Annotated in this window: 18 protein-coding genes; 8 read left to right on the forward strand and 10 right to left on the reverse strand. The window is 67.4% G+C overall.

The annotated features are described in order from the left end of the window. Positions 1-39: 39 nt before the first annotated feature. Both rpmA and rplU read right to left on the reverse strand, forming a co-directional pair. Positions 40-303 (reverse strand): 50S ribosomal protein L27, encoded by a 264-nt coding sequence (gene rpmA, locus C1720_RS04695; RefSeq protein ID WP_050715341.1) that lies wholly within the window; start codon positions 301-303, stop codon positions 40-42. Positions 304-361: 58 nt separating this feature from the next. Further along, entirely contained in the window at positions 362-673 is a 312-nt protein-coding gene (rplU, locus tag C1720_RS04700; protein ID WP_050715340.1) for a 50S ribosomal protein L21, read from the reverse strand. A 133-nt stretch (positions 674-806) separates the two neighbouring features. Between rplU and hemB the strand changes: the two genes are divergently transcribed. Further along, complete coding sequence (gene hemB, locus C1720_RS04705) at positions 807-1823, forward strand: porphobilinogen synthase (RefSeq protein WP_102283400.1); 1017 nt, start codon at positions 807-809, stop codon at positions 1821-1823. 44 nt (positions 1824-1867) lie between these two features. Beyond that, positions 1868-2908 carry a dihydroorotase gene (gene pyrC / locus C1720_RS04710; protein ID WP_102283401.1) on the forward strand — a complete coding sequence of 347 codons (1041 nt, stop codon included), beginning with the start codon at positions 1868-1870 and terminating at the stop codon, positions 2906-2908. A gap of 128 nt (positions 2909-3036) precedes the next feature. Here pyrC and C1720_RS04715 read toward each other — a convergent pair whose 3' ends face one another. Both C1720_RS04715 and aroE read right to left on the reverse strand, forming a co-directional pair. Next, complete coding sequence (locus C1720_RS04715) at positions 3037-3633, reverse strand: class I SAM-dependent methyltransferase (protein WP_050715337.1); 597 nt, start codon at positions 3631-3633, stop codon at positions 3037-3039. 323 nt (positions 3634-3956) lie between these two features. Further along, on the reverse strand, positions 3957-4853 hold the full coding sequence (aroE, locus tag C1720_RS04720; RefSeq protein WP_102283402.1) for a shikimate dehydrogenase: 897 nt from the start codon (positions 4851-4853) through the stop codon (positions 3957-3959). Between the two features lie 242 nt (positions 4854-5095). Here aroE and C1720_RS04725 point away from each other — a divergent pair, with 242 nt between their 5' ends. Genes C1720_RS04725 through C1720_RS04735 form a run of 3 tightly spaced genes read left to right on the forward strand, consistent with a single transcriptional unit; the run spans position 5096 to position 7682 of the window. Further along, positions 5096-6052 (forward strand): ATP-binding cassette domain-containing protein, encoded by a 957-nt coding sequence (locus tag C1720_RS04725; RefSeq protein ID WP_102283403.1) that lies wholly within the window; start codon positions 5096-5098, stop codon positions 6050-6052. Further along, positions 6049-6882 carry a hypothetical protein gene (locus tag C1720_RS04730; RefSeq protein ID WP_102283404.1) on the forward strand — a complete coding sequence of 278 codons (834 nt, stop codon included), beginning with the start codon at positions 6049-6051 and terminating at the stop codon, positions 6880-6882. The genes C1720_RS04725 and C1720_RS04730 overlap by 4 nt, the downstream gene beginning before the upstream one ends. Then, complete coding sequence (locus C1720_RS04735; RefSeq protein WP_102283405.1) at positions 6879-7682, forward strand: hypothetical protein; 804 nt, start codon at positions 6879-6881, stop codon at positions 7680-7682. Before C1720_RS04730 ends, C1720_RS04735 begins: the two co-directional genes overlap by 4 nt. A gap of 187 nt (positions 7683-7869) precedes the next feature. On the opposite strand, the gene gshA is transcribed toward C1720_RS04735, so the two are convergent. The 4 genes from gshA to C1720_RS04755 all read right to left on the reverse strand — a co-directional run bounded on the left by gshA (position 7870) and on the right by C1720_RS04755 (position 11771). Next, positions 7870-9162, reverse strand: a complete 1293-nt coding sequence (gene gshA, locus C1720_RS04740; protein WP_102283406.1) for a glutamate--cysteine ligase — start codon at positions 9160-9162, stop codon at positions 7870-7872. A gap of 372 nt (positions 9163-9534) precedes the next feature. After that, the gene (locus C1720_RS04745) at positions 9535-10806 is read right to left on the reverse strand and encodes a glutamate-5-semialdehyde dehydrogenase (protein ID WP_102284504.1); all 1272 of its coding nucleotides are present in this window, start codon (positions 10804-10806) and stop codon (positions 9535-9537) included. Between the two features lie 287 nt (positions 10807-11093). Further along, positions 11094-11402 (reverse strand): PepSY domain-containing protein, encoded by a 309-nt coding sequence (locus tag C1720_RS04750; RefSeq protein WP_102284505.1) that lies wholly within the window; start codon positions 11400-11402, stop codon positions 11094-11096. Positions 11403-11456: 54 nt separating this feature from the next. Continuing rightward, positions 11457-11771 carry a PepSY domain-containing protein gene (locus C1720_RS04755; protein WP_102283407.1) on the reverse strand — a complete coding sequence of 105 codons (315 nt, stop codon included), beginning with the start codon at positions 11769-11771 and terminating at the stop codon, positions 11457-11459. 389 nt (positions 11772-12160) lie between these two features. Between C1720_RS04755 and C1720_RS04760 the strand changes: the two genes are divergently transcribed. Genes C1720_RS04760 through C1720_RS04770 form a run of 3 tightly spaced genes read left to right on the forward strand, consistent with a single transcriptional unit; the run spans position 12161 to position 14708 of the window. Then, positions 12161-12514, forward strand: a complete 354-nt coding sequence (locus C1720_RS04760) for a PepSY domain-containing protein (protein WP_102284506.1) — start codon at positions 12161-12163, stop codon at positions 12512-12514. A gap of 2 nt (positions 12515-12516) precedes the next feature. Further along, on the forward strand, positions 12517-13185 hold the full coding sequence (locus C1720_RS04765; RefSeq protein ID WP_050715330.1) for a response regulator transcription factor: 669 nt from the start codon (positions 12517-12519) through the stop codon (positions 13183-13185). Continuing rightward, positions 13182-14708 carry a sensor histidine kinase gene (locus C1720_RS04770; RefSeq protein ID WP_102283408.1) on the forward strand — a complete coding sequence of 509 codons (1527 nt, stop codon included), beginning with the start codon at positions 13182-13184 and terminating at the stop codon, positions 14706-14708. Before C1720_RS04765 ends, C1720_RS04770 begins: the two co-directional genes overlap by 4 nt. 253 nt (positions 14709-14961) lie before the next feature. On the opposite strand, the gene C1720_RS04775 is transcribed toward C1720_RS04770, so the two are convergent. Further along, on the reverse strand, positions 14962-16128 hold the full coding sequence (locus C1720_RS04775; RefSeq protein WP_102283409.1) for a DSD1 family PLP-dependent enzyme: 1167 nt from the start codon (positions 16126-16128) through the stop codon (positions 14962-14964). Then, positions 16112-16753 (reverse strand): histidine phosphatase family protein, encoded by a 642-nt coding sequence (locus C1720_RS04780; protein ID WP_102283410.1) that lies wholly within the window; start codon positions 16751-16753, stop codon positions 16112-16114. Before C1720_RS04780 ends, C1720_RS04775 begins: the two co-directional genes overlap by 17 nt. Positions 16754-16758: the final 5 nt, after the last annotated feature.

A 16758-nucleotide genomic window follows, 5' to 3' on the forward strand; every position in this document is an offset into this window, starting at 1 on the left:
CCTTTGGCGAAAGCCTGAACCGGCTCTTGGAACGGGTTTTCAGGCCGCCAGGGGCGTGACCACCACGGTGTGGCGGTTCAGCGCGCCTTTGGTCACGAAAGAGACTTTGCCATCCACCAGCGCGAACAGGGTGTGGTCCTTGCCCACGCCCACATTGGCGCCCGGATGGAATTTGGTGCCGCGCTGGCGCACGATGATGGAGCCGGCGGGAATGCTTTGGCCGCCAAACACCTTCACGCCCAGCATCTTCGGTTTGGAATCGCGGCCGTTGCGTGTGGAGCCGCCGCCTTTTTTGTGTGCCATGTCTGTTTCTCCTATTGGGTCAGAAAGACTGTGTATGCCTGTTTGCCTGAAGCGCAGCTCAGGCGGCGATGGCGCCGATTTCCAGCTCGGTAAACAGCTGGCGGTGGCCCTGGCGCTTTTGATAGTGCTTGCGGCGGCGCATCTTGAAGATGCGCACTTTGTCGTGCTTGCCGTGCGCCAGCACTTTGGCCTTGACGCTCGCGCCGGCCACCAGCGGCGTGCCGAGCTTGACGGTGTCGCCGTCGAACACGGCCACCACTTGCTCCAGCACGATTTCCTGGCCAACGTCCGCAGCAATCTGTTCTACCTTGATCTTGTCGCCGGCGGCCACGCGGTATTGCTTGCCTCCGGTTTTTACGACTGCGTACATGGAAAAAATCCTCTCAGTGAAATGAAAAGCTCCGTTTGGAAAGCGCCCGTGCGGGCCAAACGGAACCGCGCATTCTATCTGCCCCGCCCGTATTTCGCCAAACGCCTGTCGCGCAAGCAGATAATTCGCGGCCATGAGCACTCCCTACGCCTCCTTTCCCGCAGGCCGCCCGCGCCGCCTGCGCCGCGATGACTTCACCCGCCGCCTGGTGCGCGAAAACCGCTTGAGCGCCGATGACTTCATCTACCCCGTGTTTGTGCTGCAAGGCCAGGGCCGCCGCGAGGCCGTGCCCTCCATGCCCGGCGTGGAGCGCCTCTCGCTCGATTTGCTGCTGCCCGTGGCCGAGGAATGCCTGGCGCTGGGCATCCCGGCGCTGGCCCTTTTTCCCGTGATTGACGCCAGCCTGAAAGACGCGCAAGGCAGCGAAGCCGCCAACCCCGAGGGCCTCATTCCCGCCGCCGTGCGCGGCCTGAAAGCGCGCTTTCCCGAGCTGGGCGTGATGACCGATGTGGCGCTTGACCCCTACACCAGCCACGGCCAGGACGGCCTGCTCGATGAAAGCGGCTACATCCTCAACGACCCCACCGTCGCCCAGCTCGTGAAGCAGGCCCTGGCGCATGCCGCAGCGGGCGCGGACATCGTTGCGCCCAGCGACATGATGGATGGCCGCATCGGCGCGGTGCGCCAGGCGCTGGAAGCCGCCGGCCACATCCACACCCGCATCATGGCCTACAGCGCCAAATACGCCAGCGCCTTCTACGGCCCTTTCCGCGATGCCGTGGGCAGCGCCGCCAGCCTGGGCAAAAGCAACAAAAAGGTCTATCAGATGGACCCGGCCAACAGCAACGAGGCGCTGCGCGAAGTGGCGTTGGACATTGCCGAAGGCGCCGACATGGTCATGGTCAAGCCCGGCCTGCCGTATCTGGACGTGCTGCGCCGCGTGAAGGACGAATTCGCCATGCCCACTTTTGCCTACCAGGTCAGCGGCGAATACGCCATGCTCAAGGCCGCCGCCCAAAACGGCTGGCTCGCGCACGATGCCGCCATGCTGGAAAGCCTGCTGGCCTTCAAGCGCGCCGGCGCCGATGGCGTGCTCACCTACTTCGCCCGCGAAGCCGCCCGGCTGCTCAAAAGCGGCGCGCCCTATTGATTCATGGCCTCCGGCCTGCCGTGGCCCGTGGACAATCCCGCGCCATGACTGCCCCCGCAACCCTGACTCTGACCCGCCCCGATGATTGGCACTTGCACGTGCGCGATGGCGCTGTGCTGCCGCTGCTGATGCGGCATGCCGCCGCGCAGTTTGGCCGTGCCATCATCATGCCCAATCTGCGCCCGCCCGTGACCACCGTCGCGCAGGCGCAGGCCTACCGCGAGCGCATCTTGCAAGCCCTGCCCGAAGGCGCGGCCTTCGAGCCGCTGATGACGCTTTACCTGACCGACAACACCCCGCCTGCGGAGATTGAGCGCGCGCGCGAAGCCGGCATACACGCCCTCAAGCTCTACCCCGCCGGCGCCACCACCAACAGCGACGCGGGCGTGACCGATCTGCGCAAAACCTGGCCCGCGCTGGAGGCCATGCAGCGCCTGGGGCTGAAGCTGCTCATGCACGGCGAAGTGACCGACCCGGCCGTGGACCTGTTTGACCGCGAGGCTGTCTTCATCGAACGCGTGCTCGCGCCGCTGCGGCGCGACTTTCCGGCGCTGCCCATCGTGTTCGAGCACATCACCACCCAAGACGCCGCCCAGTACGTGGCGCAGGCTGATGAAGGGCTGGCCGCCACCATCACCGCCCACCACCTGCTCTACAACCGCAACGCCATCTTCACCGGCGGCATCCGCCCGCATTACTACTGCCTGCCCGTGCTCAAGCGCGAGGAGCACCGCCAGGCGCTGCTACAAGCGGCCACCAGCGGCAACCCGCGCTTTTTCCTGGGCACCGACTCGGCCCCCCACGCCGCGCATCTGAAAGAGTGCGCCAGCGGCTGCGCGGGCTGCTACACAGCCTACGCCGCGCTGGAGATGTATGCCGAAGCCTTTGAAGCCGCAGGCGCGCTGCACCGCCTGGAAGCCTTCGCCAGCTTCCACGGGCCAGACTTTTACGGCCTGCCGCGCAACAGCAGCCAGATCACGCTCGCGCGCGAGAGCTGGACGGCGCCCGAGAGCTTCGCCTGGGGCGAAGGCTCGCTCAAGCCCCTGCGCGCGGGCGAGGCGCTGGCCTGGCGGCGCGTGGGCTGAGAGCCTGCTCGCGTCCAGCCTGCCTGCGTTGCATCAGAAACAGGAGCAAATATCAGGAGGCTGAAATGCCGCCTAGCGCAGTTTCTACCAGGACATCACGCTACGGATAAAGGAGCAAAAAAGACGGCTCAACCGCTGGCTGGCAGGCCCAGCTTCTGGCGCGTGGCGGCGTCGGGCGGCTGCAGAAAGGCCAGCGCGCCCACTTCCAGATTGCCTGTGGCGATGTACACGTTGGCAAAGCCTGCGGCGCGCAGCGTCTTGTTCATCAGCGCGGGGCTGAAGCCGGTTTTGTGGGCGAAAAAGTCCACGCCGCTGCGGGCGATCTGCGCGCCCCAGCCGTAGAGCACGTCCAGCACCTGAATGGGGCCGCTGGCGCTTTGGTAGAGCACATCGTCCGGCTCCAGGCGGCGCTCGACGGCGATGCGCATCACTTCCTGAATGTCAGGCACGCGGATGAAGGCAAAACCCTGCGGCTTGAGCACGTGGATGAAGCCCGCCAACACCCTGGGCACGTCGTGGCGGAAGTAGTGCTCCAGGTTGTGGGAGCAGTAAACGGCGTCGTACTGGGCGGCGGGCGTGCTGGTCAGCTCGCGTGCATCGCACAGCAAATCGGGCTTGCCGGTAGGGTCTATGTCCAGCAGCAGATGCTCGTAGCCGTCAAAAATGGGCGGCAGGGCAATGGCTTTGGAGTTGCCGCCGACGTTCAGGACTTTGGGCTGGGTCATGTCTTGTGTTTGGGTGTTGGGGCTTGAAACAGAAAGAAGCAAGGGCGGCAAGCATAGCGACGCAAGGGCGGCCTGGCGCAGCCCGCCTGGCCTGGCAGCCGGGGGGCCAATCCGCCCGCCGGAGCTGGCGCAGGACTGCTGTAGCGGAATGATTTCTGCTATTTGATTCGTAGCATTACGTCTTGGTGAAGCGTGCGCAAATGCCGTTTTTCAGGGCCTGGATTTGCTCCTGTTTCAGAAGTGATTCCGGCCTTGCTGGCGCACCGGCTGGCGCATGTCTGGCGCGTGTTCCGCTGCGCCAGACGGCCTTGACGGATGGGCTGCTATGGCCGCTGATCTGCCGCCGCGCCGCGCTGCTGCGCCTGCAAGGCGGCGCGCACGGCATCCAGCGCTGCGCTGGTGTCGGGCCGCAGGCCGCGCCACCAGGCAAAGGATTCGGCGGCCTGCTCCACGAGCATGCCCAGGCCGTCCGACTGGCGCGGGCAGCCTGCCGCGCGGGCGGCCTGCATGAAGGGCGTGGGGGCCGCGCCATAAACCATGTCGTACGCCAGAGCGGCGGCGGCCAGCAGGGCGGCGGGCACGGCAGGCGACTGCGCGGCCAGCGAGGCCGAGGTGGCGTTGATCACGATGTCAAAGCCCTCATGCGGCGCAGAAAGCGCCGCCAGCTGCTCCAGCCCCATGCCGCGCACGGGGCAGCCAGGCAGGCGCGGGGCGAATTCGGCGGCCAGCGCTTCGGCCTTGTCCGCGCTGCGGTTGGCAATGCGCAGGCAGGCAATGCCCGCGCGGGCCAGCGGCAGCAGTGCGCCGCGCGCTGCGCCGCCCGCGCCCAGCAGCAGCACGCGCTGGCCTTGCAGGGGCTGGCGCAAGCGCGCGGTGATGTCGCGCACCAGGCCCGCGCCGTCGGTGTTGTGCGCTTCGATGCGGCCTGCGGCGTCAAAACGCAAGGTGTTGGCCGCACCGGCCAGGCGGGCCTCGTCGCTGGCGGCGTGGGCGGCGGCCAGGGCGCGCAGCTTGAAGGGCAGCGTCACATTCAGGCCGCGCCCGCCAGCGGCGATGAAGGCGGCCAGCGCAGCCTTAAAGCCGCCGGGCTGCGCGCCGCCGTCTATGGCCTCATACGTCATGCGCTGCCCCGTGGCGCGGGCGAACAGGGCGTGAATTTGCGGCGAGAGGCTATGGCCGATGGGGTGGCCGATGACGGCATAGCGGTCAGGTGCGGACATGGCGGCAAGGAAGGGTGCAAGAAAGGGAGCAAGAAAGGGAGCAAGAAGATGGGCGGCAGGGTAGCGAATGGCGCATGGCTGGCTGAAAAGGGGGCTGAAAAGGGGCTTATTTCGCTCCTTGATTCATAGCATGATGTCCTAGTGCAAACTGCGCAAGGCGGTCTTTTTGTGCCATTATTTTGCTCCTGTTTTTGTGATGCCTGGCGCGATATAGTGCCGGGCCTTGTTTCCCGCTGACCGCCATGCCCGCTGCGACTTTGCCCCCACCTGCTGAAGAACCCGTTTCGGTGCAGCGCCTGCACTTTGCCTGGGGGCGGCAGCTGCTGTATCAGGGGCTGTCGGTGCGGGCGCGCCAGCCGGGCGTCTATGGCCTGTTCGGGCGCAATGGCTGCGGCAAATCCACCTTGCTGAAGCTGCTGGCGGGGCTGCTGGCGCCGCAGCGCGGGCAGGTGCGGGCGCTGGGGTTTGTGCCGCGCCAGCGGCTGCCGCAGTTTCTGGCGCAGGTGTATCTGCTGCCGGAGGAGTTTCATCTGCCCAATCTCACGCCGCTGGAGCTTCAGCGTACGGAAGGCGGTTTTTGGCCGCGCTTTGACGCGGCGCTGTACGCCGCCTGCCTGCAAGCGTTGCAGGTGCCGCTGGCGCAGCCTTTTGCGGGCATGAGCCTGGGGCAGAAAAAGAAGGCGGCCATCGCCTTTGCGCTGGCGGCGCAAACGCCGCTGCTGCTGATGGACGAGCCGACCAACGGGCTGGACATCGTCAGCCGCGCGCAGTTTCGCGCGCTCATGGCGCGGCCCGAGCAGGCGTGGCGCACGGTCATCATCAGCACGCATCAGGCGCATGACCTGGAGAGCGTGCTGAGCCATTTGTGGTTCATGGATCAGGGCCGCATCGTGCTGGACGCGAGCATGGCCCGCCTGGCGCAGCGCCTGCACATGGGCGTGGCCGCCAGCGAGGCCGATTTGCCCGCCGCCACGCTGCACCGCGAGCCGCTGGGCGCGCCATCGCCCCACGCGCCCTGGGCCTGGGTGGCGCGCCGCGAGCCAGCGCCTGACGCGCCCGCCGCGCCCGTGCAGCTGGAGCTGCTTTACAAGGCGCTGAGCCTGGCGCCGCAGGCGCTGCTGGCGGCCATAGGCAATGAAGGCGCTGAAACCGGCGAGCCGCCCCAAGGGCATTGGCCGCAAGAGGAGACGCAGCCATGAAGCAGTCATTTTTCAGCCCCCGGCGCTTTGCGCGGCTGGCGCGCCAATACGCGCGCGAGCATGGGCGCGGCTGGGCCGTGGCGGCGCTGGCGCTGGGCGTGCTGCTGGCGCTGCTGGCCGTCATGGTGCTGTCCATCGGCTCTTACGGCCAAGGCATGCAATCCGGCTCGCAAGCCGGCTTTTATTACACCGGCCTGCTGCTGTCGGGCTATCTGGCGGCGCACCGTCTGCATGGCGTGTGGCGCTCGCGCGAGGCGGCGCTGGTGTATCTGATGCGGCCCGCCGCCGTTTTCGAGAAATGGCTGCTGGCCGCGCTGCTGGCGCTGCTGGTCTGGCCGCTGATTTACAGCGCCGTGTTTGCCGTGGTGTATGGCGTGGCGGCGCAAGTGGGCTACGGGCTGGCCGTGAGCGCGTATGAAGAGATGCTGCGGCACGGCGGCAACTGGAGCCGCCCGCCCGATGCGGCCGACTACGCCCTGTTTGTGCCCTTGCGCCAGCTGAAAAACGCGCCCGGCCTGGTGGCGCAGGGCATGCTGGCGCTGGCCTATGCCGCGCTCATGGGCTACGCGGCGGCCACGCTCACCTGGTTTGGCCGCCATGCGGCGCTGCGCGCGCTGCTGCTGCTCATTGCGCTGGGCCTGATCACGCTGGTGCTGCTGGCGGGCCTGGGCAACAGCTCCAGATGGGGCTACGTGCTGTTTGACGCCTGGCTGCGCCCGCGCCCGCTGCCCTTGTGGGCCAGCCTGCTGGCGGCGGCCTTCTGGCTGGGCGTGCCCGCGCTGCTGTGGCTGGCAAGCTGGCGCGCCTTGCGCGAAAAGGAGCTGGCATGAACGCGCCCGGCCGTCCCCGCTCTCTGGCCGCGCCGCTGCTGGCAGCGGCCATCGTGTTGTTCTGGCTGTGCTTTGCCCTGCCCGAGTGGCTCATGCCCCGCACATTTGACGAAAAGCGCCTGGCCTGGCCCGAAGGCGCGGCGCAAAGCGTGCGGCGCGTGGTGGTGGACCAGAGCCAAACCGAAGCGCGCTACGTCCCCGGTATCCGGCTGCAATGGTCTACCACGCAAGCGCCTGAAATCAGGATTGACCGGGCCGTGGGCGGCGAGACCGGTGCGTCTGTCAATCTGGAAGTCAAGGGCGACACCCTCTACATCCGCCCCCGCGCGGATGCGGCGCAACAGGCGCGCGGGCCAGAGGTGAACTCGATCACCTTGCCCATGCAAGTAGCCGAAGTGCAAGCCTGTTCGCTGCACCTGTTTGACACGTCATGCCAGCCTTGCGGCCAAAAGCCGGACACGGCAGAAAAAGACACGCTGCCCGCCCTGACGCTGCGCGGCCAGCGCATCGCCGTGGTGGGCGAAACACACATCGGCCAGCTGCATATCGACGCCACGGACAGCTCTGCCTTGTGTCCCAAAGAAGAAGAGGAATCGCGCAGCTGGGTGGAGCAGCCCGACATCGAGGTGAACGCCCGCCACGTGCAGGCGCTGCGCATTCGCGCGGCGGGCGGCTCGCTGGACTTGCGCGAAATCAGCCATCTGGACACCGTGCCCGTGACCGCCCCCGGCAAGCTGAAATTGAAGCTGGACCGCATTGAAGACGCGCACCGCGTGCGCTGGCAGCCCCTGCCGCCCTGACTTCGGGCAGGCCAGCCAAGAGGCATCAGAAACAGGAGCGAATTCAAAGGGGATAAAACCGCTCTCGCGCCCATTCCACGAGGACATCATGCTATGGATTGAGGAGCGGATTCAGGCCGCATTCCTCTTTCGCCGCCGCCGCGCGGGCTTCTTCAGGGCCGCCCCGGCAGCCCGGTTTTGCAGCGGCTCACGCTTCCATCAGCTCGGGGTCGGTGGACTCCATCTCGTAGCTGACGGCCACCAGCGCCAGGCGGGCCGCCACACCGTACATGTAAAAGCGGTTGGGGGCGCTGGCGCCGGGTTTGGCCCCGGGGCGGGGCAGGTGGTCGCTGCCTGCAAGGGCCAGGGGGCGCTGGCGGGCGTCGGGCGTGTCCAGCACTTCGCCGGAGCCGCGCCCGGCGTTCAGGCGGTAAAAGCCCCCGACCACGTAGCGGTCAATGGTGTAGATGACCGGCTCGGCCGTGGCGCTGTCCAGCCGCTCTTGCGTGAGCACGCCTTCTTGCACGACGTATTCGGCCAGCTCCGCCGCAGCGGCCTTGCCCTTGCCCCTGGCTGGCTTGGGCGCGGGCAAGGGGGCGATGTCGCGCGCGTCATGCACGGCCATGGCGGGCATGCTGCTGGAACCCAGATTGGCCTTGACCACGGCGAAGGGCTTTTCATGAATGCCGTATTCCTTGTATTTGCGCCGCACCTTCGCCAGCAGCGCGTCTACGGCGGCGCGCAGCTGGTCGGCCCCGGCCTGCGTGTGCAGGTCAATGGGGCCGGTGACGGCTGACAGCGGGTTGAGCAGCCAGGCGTCAATGCCGATGAGCTTGCCAAAGCGCTTGCACACCTCGGCATAGCAGTGGTGGAACACGCTCTTGCGCCGCACGCTGCCGCCCGCCTGCAAGGGCGGCAGCAGGTATTGCTCGTGCAGCTCTTCCAGAATGCCCGGCGCGCCCGCGTTGAGCCGGTTGTTGAGCAAGATGGTGCAGGGGGTGAAGTGATCCAGCCCCAGCCGGTAGGCGCTGCGCTGCGCGGCTTCAAAGGTGAGCAGCTGGCCATCGGCGGCGGCGTAGCTGGCCGCGCTGGCAATGGCCGGGTCGATGGAGCCGTAGCGCACGTTCAGGCCCGCCATGCGGAAGATGTCGCGCAGGCGCTCCAGCCCGGCCAGGTAGTCCGGCTGCGGCGTGCCGTTTTCGGGAATGATGAGCAGGTTGCGCGCTTCAGGGCAGATTTTTTCGATGGCCGCCTGCGCCGCCTGCGCCGCCAGGGGCATCATGCTGTCGGCCAGGTGCTGCCAGCCGTCCGGGAAAAGATCGGCCGCCACGGGCGCGAGCTTGAAGCCGGCGTTGCGCACGTCCACGGCGCAATAAATGGGCGGCGTGTGCTCCATCCACTCCAGGCGGAACCAGCGCTCGATGACGGGCGTGGCGTCGAGGATGCGTTGTTCAAGCTCGTTGATCGGCCCGGTCAGGGCGGTGGTGAGGTGGGGAACCATGTGTCAGGGTCTTTCGCGGCAGGAAGGGAAAAGGGGCCAGACAGCAGCTGGCGCATTCTAGGCCGCGAGATGCCGGCCTTTTGCGAAAGGCTCCCAGGTGCGCAGTCTTGCAAGCGCCTGTCCGCAGGCGCGAAAAAAGCGGCGAAAAGGACGGCTTCCTGCGGGCAGGCCGTGAACCGGCCGCTCCAGGCTCAAGGCCCGCCCCGCCCGCTTTGCTTGCCAGCGCAGCTCTGCACATCAAAAACAGGAGCAAATTTTGCGCCTTGAAAATGGCTCCTGCGCCCGTTTCACTAGGACGTTATGCTCTAAAACAAGGAGCGCAAATCATGCTTTCCAGCACCCGGAAAACGGCCTGCAAATTGCCGCGCGCGCTCACTGCCGGATATGCCCTTCGCCCAGCACCACCCATTTGAGCGAGGTCAGCCCCTCGATGCCCACGGGGCCGCGCGCGTGGAATTTGTCGGTGCTGATGCCGATTTCCGCGCCCAGGCCGTATTCAAAGCCGTCGGCAAAGCGCGTGCTGGCATTGACCATGCAGCTGGCCGAGTCCACTTCGCGCAAAAAGCGCTGGGCGTGCGCGTGGCTGCTGGTGAGGATGGCGTCGGTGTGGTGGCTGCCGTAGTGGTTGATGTGGGCCATGGCTTCATCCAGCCCCGCCACCACCTTGATGGCGATGATGGGCGCCAGGTATTCGGCGCGCCAGTCTTCTTCTTGCGCGGCGGCCAGTTGCGGCTGCGGCTGGCCGGGCGGCAGGCTTTGCCGCCATTTTTCAAGCAGCGCCAGGCTTTCGGCGTCGCAGCGCATGAGCACGCCTTTGGCCGCGTAGATGGCGGCCATGCGCGGCAGAAAGCGCGCGGCCACGCCACGGGCCACCAGCAGCGTTTCGGTGGCGTTGCAGGGGCTGTATTTCTGGGTTTTGGCGTTGTCGGCCACTTTCAGGGCCAGGTCTTCGTCGCACGGCTCGTCCACGTAGGTGTGGCACACGCCGTCCAGGTGCTTGATGACGGGCACTTTGGCTTCGGCGCTGATGCGCTCGATCAGGCTGCGGCCGCCGCGCGGGATGATGACGTCCACGTATTGCGGCATGGCAATGAGCGCGCCCACGGCGGCGCGATCGGCCGTGGGCACCAGCTGCACGCCGTGCGCGGGCAGGCCGCTTTCTTCCAGCGCCTGCGCGCACAGGGCAGCCAGCGCCTGGCAGGACGTCAGGGCTTCGCTGCCGCCGCGCAGGATGCAGGCGTTGCCGCTTTTGATGGACAGCGCCGCCGCCTCGATGGTCACGTTCGGCCTGCTTTCGTAAATCATGCCGAACACGCCCAGCGGCACGCGCATTTGCCCCACGCGGATGCCGCTGGGCTGCTGGCGCAGGCCGGTGATTTCGCCAATCACGTCGGGCATGGCCGCCAGCTGCTCGCAGCCTTGCGCGGCCGTTTCGATGATGGCGGGCGTGAGCTTGAGGCGGTCGCGCATGGGCGCGCTCAGTTCGCTGGCGCGGGCCAGATCGCGTGCATTGGCCTCTTGCAAGGCGGCGGCGTTTTCGCGCAGCAGCCGCGCCAGCGCGCGCAAGGCGCGGCTTTTGCTGGCGGCGCTGGCGCGGGCCATGTGCGCGGCGGCGGCGCGGGCCTGGCGGCCCAGGGTGTCCATGAGGGCGGCCAGGCCGCTGTCGGTGTGTTGTTCAGTCATGCGCGGCATTGTGGCGCAGGGCCGCAGGCCAGGCGGGCAGGCAGGGCAGCCCTCCGCGCCGGCCCCGCCTGCGCCGGGCATCAAAGCACGGCACCAAAAACAGGAGCGGATTTGAAGGGCATGAAATGCCGTTCTGCGCAATACCTACCAGGAGGTATTGCTATGGATAAAAGAGCTGAATAAAGCGCTGTATCCGGCCTCTGCGCATGCCTTGCCCGCCCGGCCTTCTGCGCGCTTTGCACCGGTTCTCAGCGCGCGCGGCTGCGGGCCACTTCGCCGGTGGCGGCGCTCACGTGGAGCTTGACGGGCTGGCCCTGCGCGTCGCGCGCCTTGACTTCGTAGAAGCCGCGCTTTTCCAGCTCGATTTCGCGTATGTCGGTATAGCCTGCCGCTTGCAGCTTGTCATGGATTTGGCCGATGTTCAGGATGGGCTGCGCGGCAGCGGGCGCGGTCTGCGCCGCCGTGGCGGCGGCTTGCTGGGCATGGGCGGCTGCGCCGGTGAGCGTGGCGGCCAGGGCAGCGGCGGCGAAAAGCGGGCGCAAAAAGCGGGGAGTCATCATGATGGATTTTCCTTTGCTGAATGAAAAAGGGGTTCAGTGAAATGGCGGCTTTCAGTCGTCAAAGCGGTTGCGTTCGATTTCTCCGGTTTGCGCGTTCACGTGCAGTTTGACGCGGTCGCCTTGGGCGTTGCGGGCCTTGACTTTGTAATGGCCATATTTTTCCAGCTCGATTTCCCGGATATTCACGTAACCGGCGGCTTCCACGCGGTCATGAATCTGGCGGATATTCAGGGCGGGCGCGGCGGTCTGGGTGGCTTGCGCGGCGCGGGGGGCAGCGGGCTGGACGGCCTGCGCCAAGGCGCTGGCGCCGCCGAGCATGGCCGAGGCGAGGGCGGCTGCGGCGAGGAGGGATCGGGTGGCGTTCATGAAGGTTTCTCCTGTATGAATCAAAGGGTTGAAAATCCGCCTCAATGGCGGCGCTGCGTATTGTTGAAAAACCAGACTGAATTCAGGCTGAAGGTTTTATTCATTCCGCATTCAGGTTTTCAATACGCAGGCCGGCAAAAGCGGAGCGCCTGTTTTTCAAAAGCGCCGCCGAATGAAAAGTGAAAAAGGCGTTCATTTTCCATTCAGACCCGGTTTGCAAACGGCTTGCGCATTTTCAGCGCCTGCGCTGAATCAGGGCTGAAAGGCGTGTTCAGCCTGCATTCAGGCGCGCGCGGTTACGGTTGCGGTTACACACAAGGCGTTTGCGCCGCCCGGCGCTCGTGCTGCTGCCTGTGCCGCCGTTTCTCACTCCCACAATCCGCCCTGCCATGAAGCGCCGCCATTTCCTGTTTCAGTCCCTGCATTCCGCCCTGGCCGCCACGCTGCTGGCCGCGCTGCCCGCGCGCGCCGATGACGACGACGATGATGACGACGATGACGATGATCACGACCGCGCCCGCCGCGCCGTGGAACAGGGGCGCGCCTTGCCGCTGCGCGTGGTGCTCGATCAGGTGGAGCGCCAGTTTCAGGGCCGGGCCGTGAACGTGGAGCTGGTGCGCGAGCACGGGCGGCTGATTTATGAAATCCGCCTGCTGCAAGCCGATGGGCGGGTGGTGAAGCTGGAGGTGGACGCCGCCAGCGGCGCGGTGCTCAAGGTCAAGCAAAAGTCAAGGAAGGACTGAAGATGCGCATCCTCGTTGTGGAAGACGAAGCCACGCTGCGCCGGCAGCTGGTGCAGGCCATTGCCGCCGCCGGGCACACGGTGGAAGAAGCGGCCGACGGCGAGCAGGCGCACTACCTGGGCGATGTGGAGTCGTTTGACGCCGCCGTGCTGGATTTGGGCCTGCCGGGCATGGACGGGCTGACGGTGCTGCGGCACTGGCGCAGCGTGGGGCGCGGCATGCCGGTGCTCATTCTCACGGCCCGCAGCGCCTGGCACGAGAAGGTGGCGGGCATTGACGCAGGCGCGGATGACTACCTGGCCAAGCCCTTTCACATGGAAGAGCTGCTGGCACGGCTGCGCGCCTTGCTGCGCCGCGCGGGCGCGCACACCAGCGCCGAGTGGCGCTGCGGCCCCATCCTGCTGGACACGCGCCAGGCGCGCGTGCTGGTGGACGGCATGCCGCTGACGCTGACAAGCCACGAGTTCAAGCTGCTGTCGCTGCTGATGCAGCGCAAGGGGCAGGTGCTCTCGCGCACCGAGCTTTCGGAGCACATCTACCCGCAAGACGGCGACCGCGATTCCAACACCATCGAAGTGTTCGTGGGCCGCCTGCGCAAAAAGCTGCCGCCCGGCCTGATTGAAACCGTGCGCGGCATGGGCTACCGGCTGGTGGAAGCGCCAGCGGCATGAGCGCAGCGCACAAGGCCCAGGCTGCGCCGGGCGAAGGCGGCGCGAGCGCTGCGGCTGATGCCGCCCCATCCGGCCCTGCCCATGAGTCATCCGCTGGCGGCGGCTGGCTGCGTTCCCTGCGCGCGCGGCTGCTGGCGGGCGCGCTGGCGTGGATTGCGCTGGCGCTGGCGCTGGCCGGCTGGGGGCTGCGCAATCTGTTTCAGGAACACATCACCGCGCAGTGGCAGGCGCAGCTGGCGGTGCAGCTGGACCAGCTCTCGGCGGCTGTCAATCTCTCGCCCGGCGGCAGCATCACGCTTGCGCCCGAACCGGGCGATCCGCGCCTGTCGCGCCCGCTCTCGGGTGTGTATTGGCAAATCGACCGGCTCCAGGCCCGTGGCGATGGCGCTTTTGCCGTGACCCAGCCTGCCGCCGCCCGTTCACGCTCGCTGTGGGACCAGACCTTGCCCCTGCCTGCCACGGCCACGGCCCCGCCGCCATCGGCCCAAGACGGCTCTGGCGGCGGCTTGGGCGGCGGCGCTGGCAGCTTTGCCGCTGCGCGGCTGCAAGACGGGCAAGGCCGGCAGCTGCTGGCGCTCACCCGCATCCTGCAACTGCCCGAAGACGAAGCGCCCCCGCTGCGCCTGACCGTGGCGGCCGACCACGCCCTGGTGGCCGAGCCGCTGCAAGGCTTTACCCGCCTGCTGCTCATCGCCCTGGGCACGCTGGCCGCCGGGCTGGCTGCCGCCGTGGCCGTGCAGCTGCACTTGGCGCTGCGCCCGCTGCACCTGCTGCGCCAGCGCCTGGCCGCCGTGCGCCGGGGCGAGGCCGACGCGCTGCAAGGCCGCTTTCCGCAAGAAGTGCAGCCGCTGGTCAGCGAGTTCAACCACGTGCTCGGCGAAAACGCCCGCATGGTGCAGCGCGCCCGCACGCAAGCGGGCAACCTGGCGCACGCCGTGCACACGCCCCTGTCCATCATGGGCAACGCCGCCGCCGTTGAAAGCGGACCGCTGGCCCGCCTGGTGCAAGAGCAAGTGGACAACGCCCGCCGCCAGGTGGACTACCACCTGGCCCGCGCGCGCGCCGCCGCCGCCACCCGCGCCACCGGCTTGCGCACCCCCGTGCGGCCCGCCATGCAGGCGCTGGCGCGCACCATGCAGCGCCTGCACGCCGGGCGCGGCGTGACTTTCGATGTGCAGGCCGGCGAGGCCCTGGCCTTCAAGGGCGAGCCGCAAGACCTCTACGAAATGCTGGGCAATCTGATGGACAACGCTGGCAAATGGGCCGCGCGGCGCATCACCGCCGCCGCCGCCATCGAAGGCGGCAGTCTGCTGATTACCGTGGATGACGACGGCCCCGGCATCCCCGCCGGGCAGCGCCAGCGCATCTTCCAGCGCGGCGCGCGCCTGGACGAAAACCGCCCCGGCTCCGGCCTGGGCCTGGACATCGTGCGCGACATGGCCGAAACCTACGGCGGCCGCATCGAGGCGGGCGAATCCCCCGCTGGCGGCCTGCGCATGAGCCTGCGCCTGCCAGCGGCGTGAGCGCCTGCTCGCGCGCTGGCCCGCGAAAGCGCGCAAGACGAATCAGGGCAGGCAGGGCGAAAGCCGCAGCCAAGCGGCCTATTCCGCTCCTTTATTCCGCTCCTTTATTCGTAGCATGATGTCCTAGAAGACATTGCGCCATAAGGCATTTTGACCCCTTTGTATTTGCTCCTTTTTCTGATGCCTTCTAGCCCGCCGTGCCAAGCTTGCGGCGCGCGGCCTGGAACTTAAAACCCGTTTGCCAAACAGGTTCTCAGGCCCCGCGCGCGTCCACGCGCACCACGGCGGAGACGGCGCCTGCGGCCAGGCCGCCTTGCACGGCAATCATGGCGTCGTGCAGGTTCACGGTGGGATCGCAGTGGCTGGGAATGAGCCAGACGGTGTCGCCCACGGCGGGCAGGGGGCCGCCAGCCGTGGCGGGGCGCAGGATGCCGTGTTCGTCGCCGCCGCTGGCGTAGATGAGGGCGGGCTGGCCAGGCAGGGCATGCACGAGGGGCGGGCCGCTGTCGAGCGCGATGCTCTTGCAGCCTGCGTCGCAGACGGCGTGCCCGTCCTGCACGCTGATGACTTGCGATTTGACGAAAAGGGCCTGCTCGAAGGCGGGCTGGGCGTTGTCGCGTTCGTTGCGGGCGTAGTCGGCGTCCATGAACAGGAAGCTGCCGGGTTGCAGCTCGTTCCACAGGCCGCTGGCCGCTTCAAGGCCGAAGGTGCCGGTGCCGCCGCCGGTGATGATGGCGGGCGCCAGATTGGCCTGGGCCAGCGCGTCGCGCGTGGCGGCCACGCGCAAGGCAGCCTGGCCGATCGCGTTGCGGCGCTCGGCCACGGTGCGCAGGTGCTGCGCGCCGCCGTGGTAAGCGTGCAGGCCCGCGTAGCGCAGGCGGGCGCTGCCTTGCAGGCGCTGGACTAGGGCGACGGCGGCAGGGCCGGGCGCAACGCCGCAGCGGCCCTGGCCGACGTCGATTTCAATGAACACGTCAATGGCGGCGCTGGTGGTTTGCATGGCCAGGGCAAGGCGGTCAATGCCTTCGTCGCTGTCCACGGCAATGGCGAGCTTGCCGCTGCGGTTTTTGAGCAGCTGCGCCAGGCCAGCCACGCGGCGCAGCTTGGCGGGGGAGACGATTTCGTTGCTGATGAAGATGTCATTGACGCCGCCTGCGGCCAGCGCCTCGCCTTCGCCCACGGTTTGCACGCACACGCCGATGGCGCCCGCCTGCATTTGCAGCCGCGCGATGTCGGCGCTTTTGTGCAGCTTGGCGTGCGGGCGCAGCTTGATTTGGTGCTTGGCCGCGAATTCAGCCATGCGCTGCATGTTGCGATTGACGGCTTCGGCATCCAGTACGAGGGCGGGGGTGTCAATGGCGTCGGGTTTCTGGCCTTGCAGGGCGGCAAAGCGGCTTTGGTGATTACTGGCTGCGTTCATCAAGCGGTTCCTGTTGGTCAAAGTGGAAAGTATCGGCCCAGGCGATGAGGGTCAGGCCCTCGGGCGTGTAAAGCAGGCGGTTGATGGCGGCGTTGGCCAGCGGCCAGCTGCGCGGCTCTTGCAGGGGCAGGCGCATGGCATGGCGGTAGAGCATGTCGAGCATGCCGCCGTGGCCCACGAGGACGATTTGCCCGCCTGCGTGCCTTTGGGCCAGACGGGCGGCGGTGGAAAGGATGCGGCGCTGGATGTCCGTCAGCGTTTCGCCGCCTTCAGGGGCGTAGGTGATGTCGCGCCCGCGCCAGCGCGCGGCTTCTTCGGGAAACTGCGCCTGCACTTGCGCGAAAGTCCAGCCCTGAAAGCGCCCCAGGTTGCGTTCGCGCAAGCCTGGCTCCAGCACGAGCGGCGCGCCGCAAGCCTGGGCAATGGCGCGCGCGGTGGCGCTGGCGCGCTGCAAATCGCTGCTATAGACGGCGGCCACGCTCTCGCCCGCCAGCGCGCGGGCGGTTTGCCGCGCCTGCCACTGGCCGTGCGCGTTCAGGGGCACATCCAGATGGCCCTGCATGCGGCTGGCACGGTTCCAGTCGGTTTCGCCGTGGCGGATGGCGATGATGCGCGTGGCCTGCATGGGGC

This window comes from Ottowia massiliensis, from assembly GCF_900240305.1.
In the GTDB taxonomy this organism is placed as follows: Bacteria; Pseudomonadota; Gammaproteobacteria; order Burkholderiales; family Burkholderiaceae_C; genus Ottowia; species Ottowia massiliensis.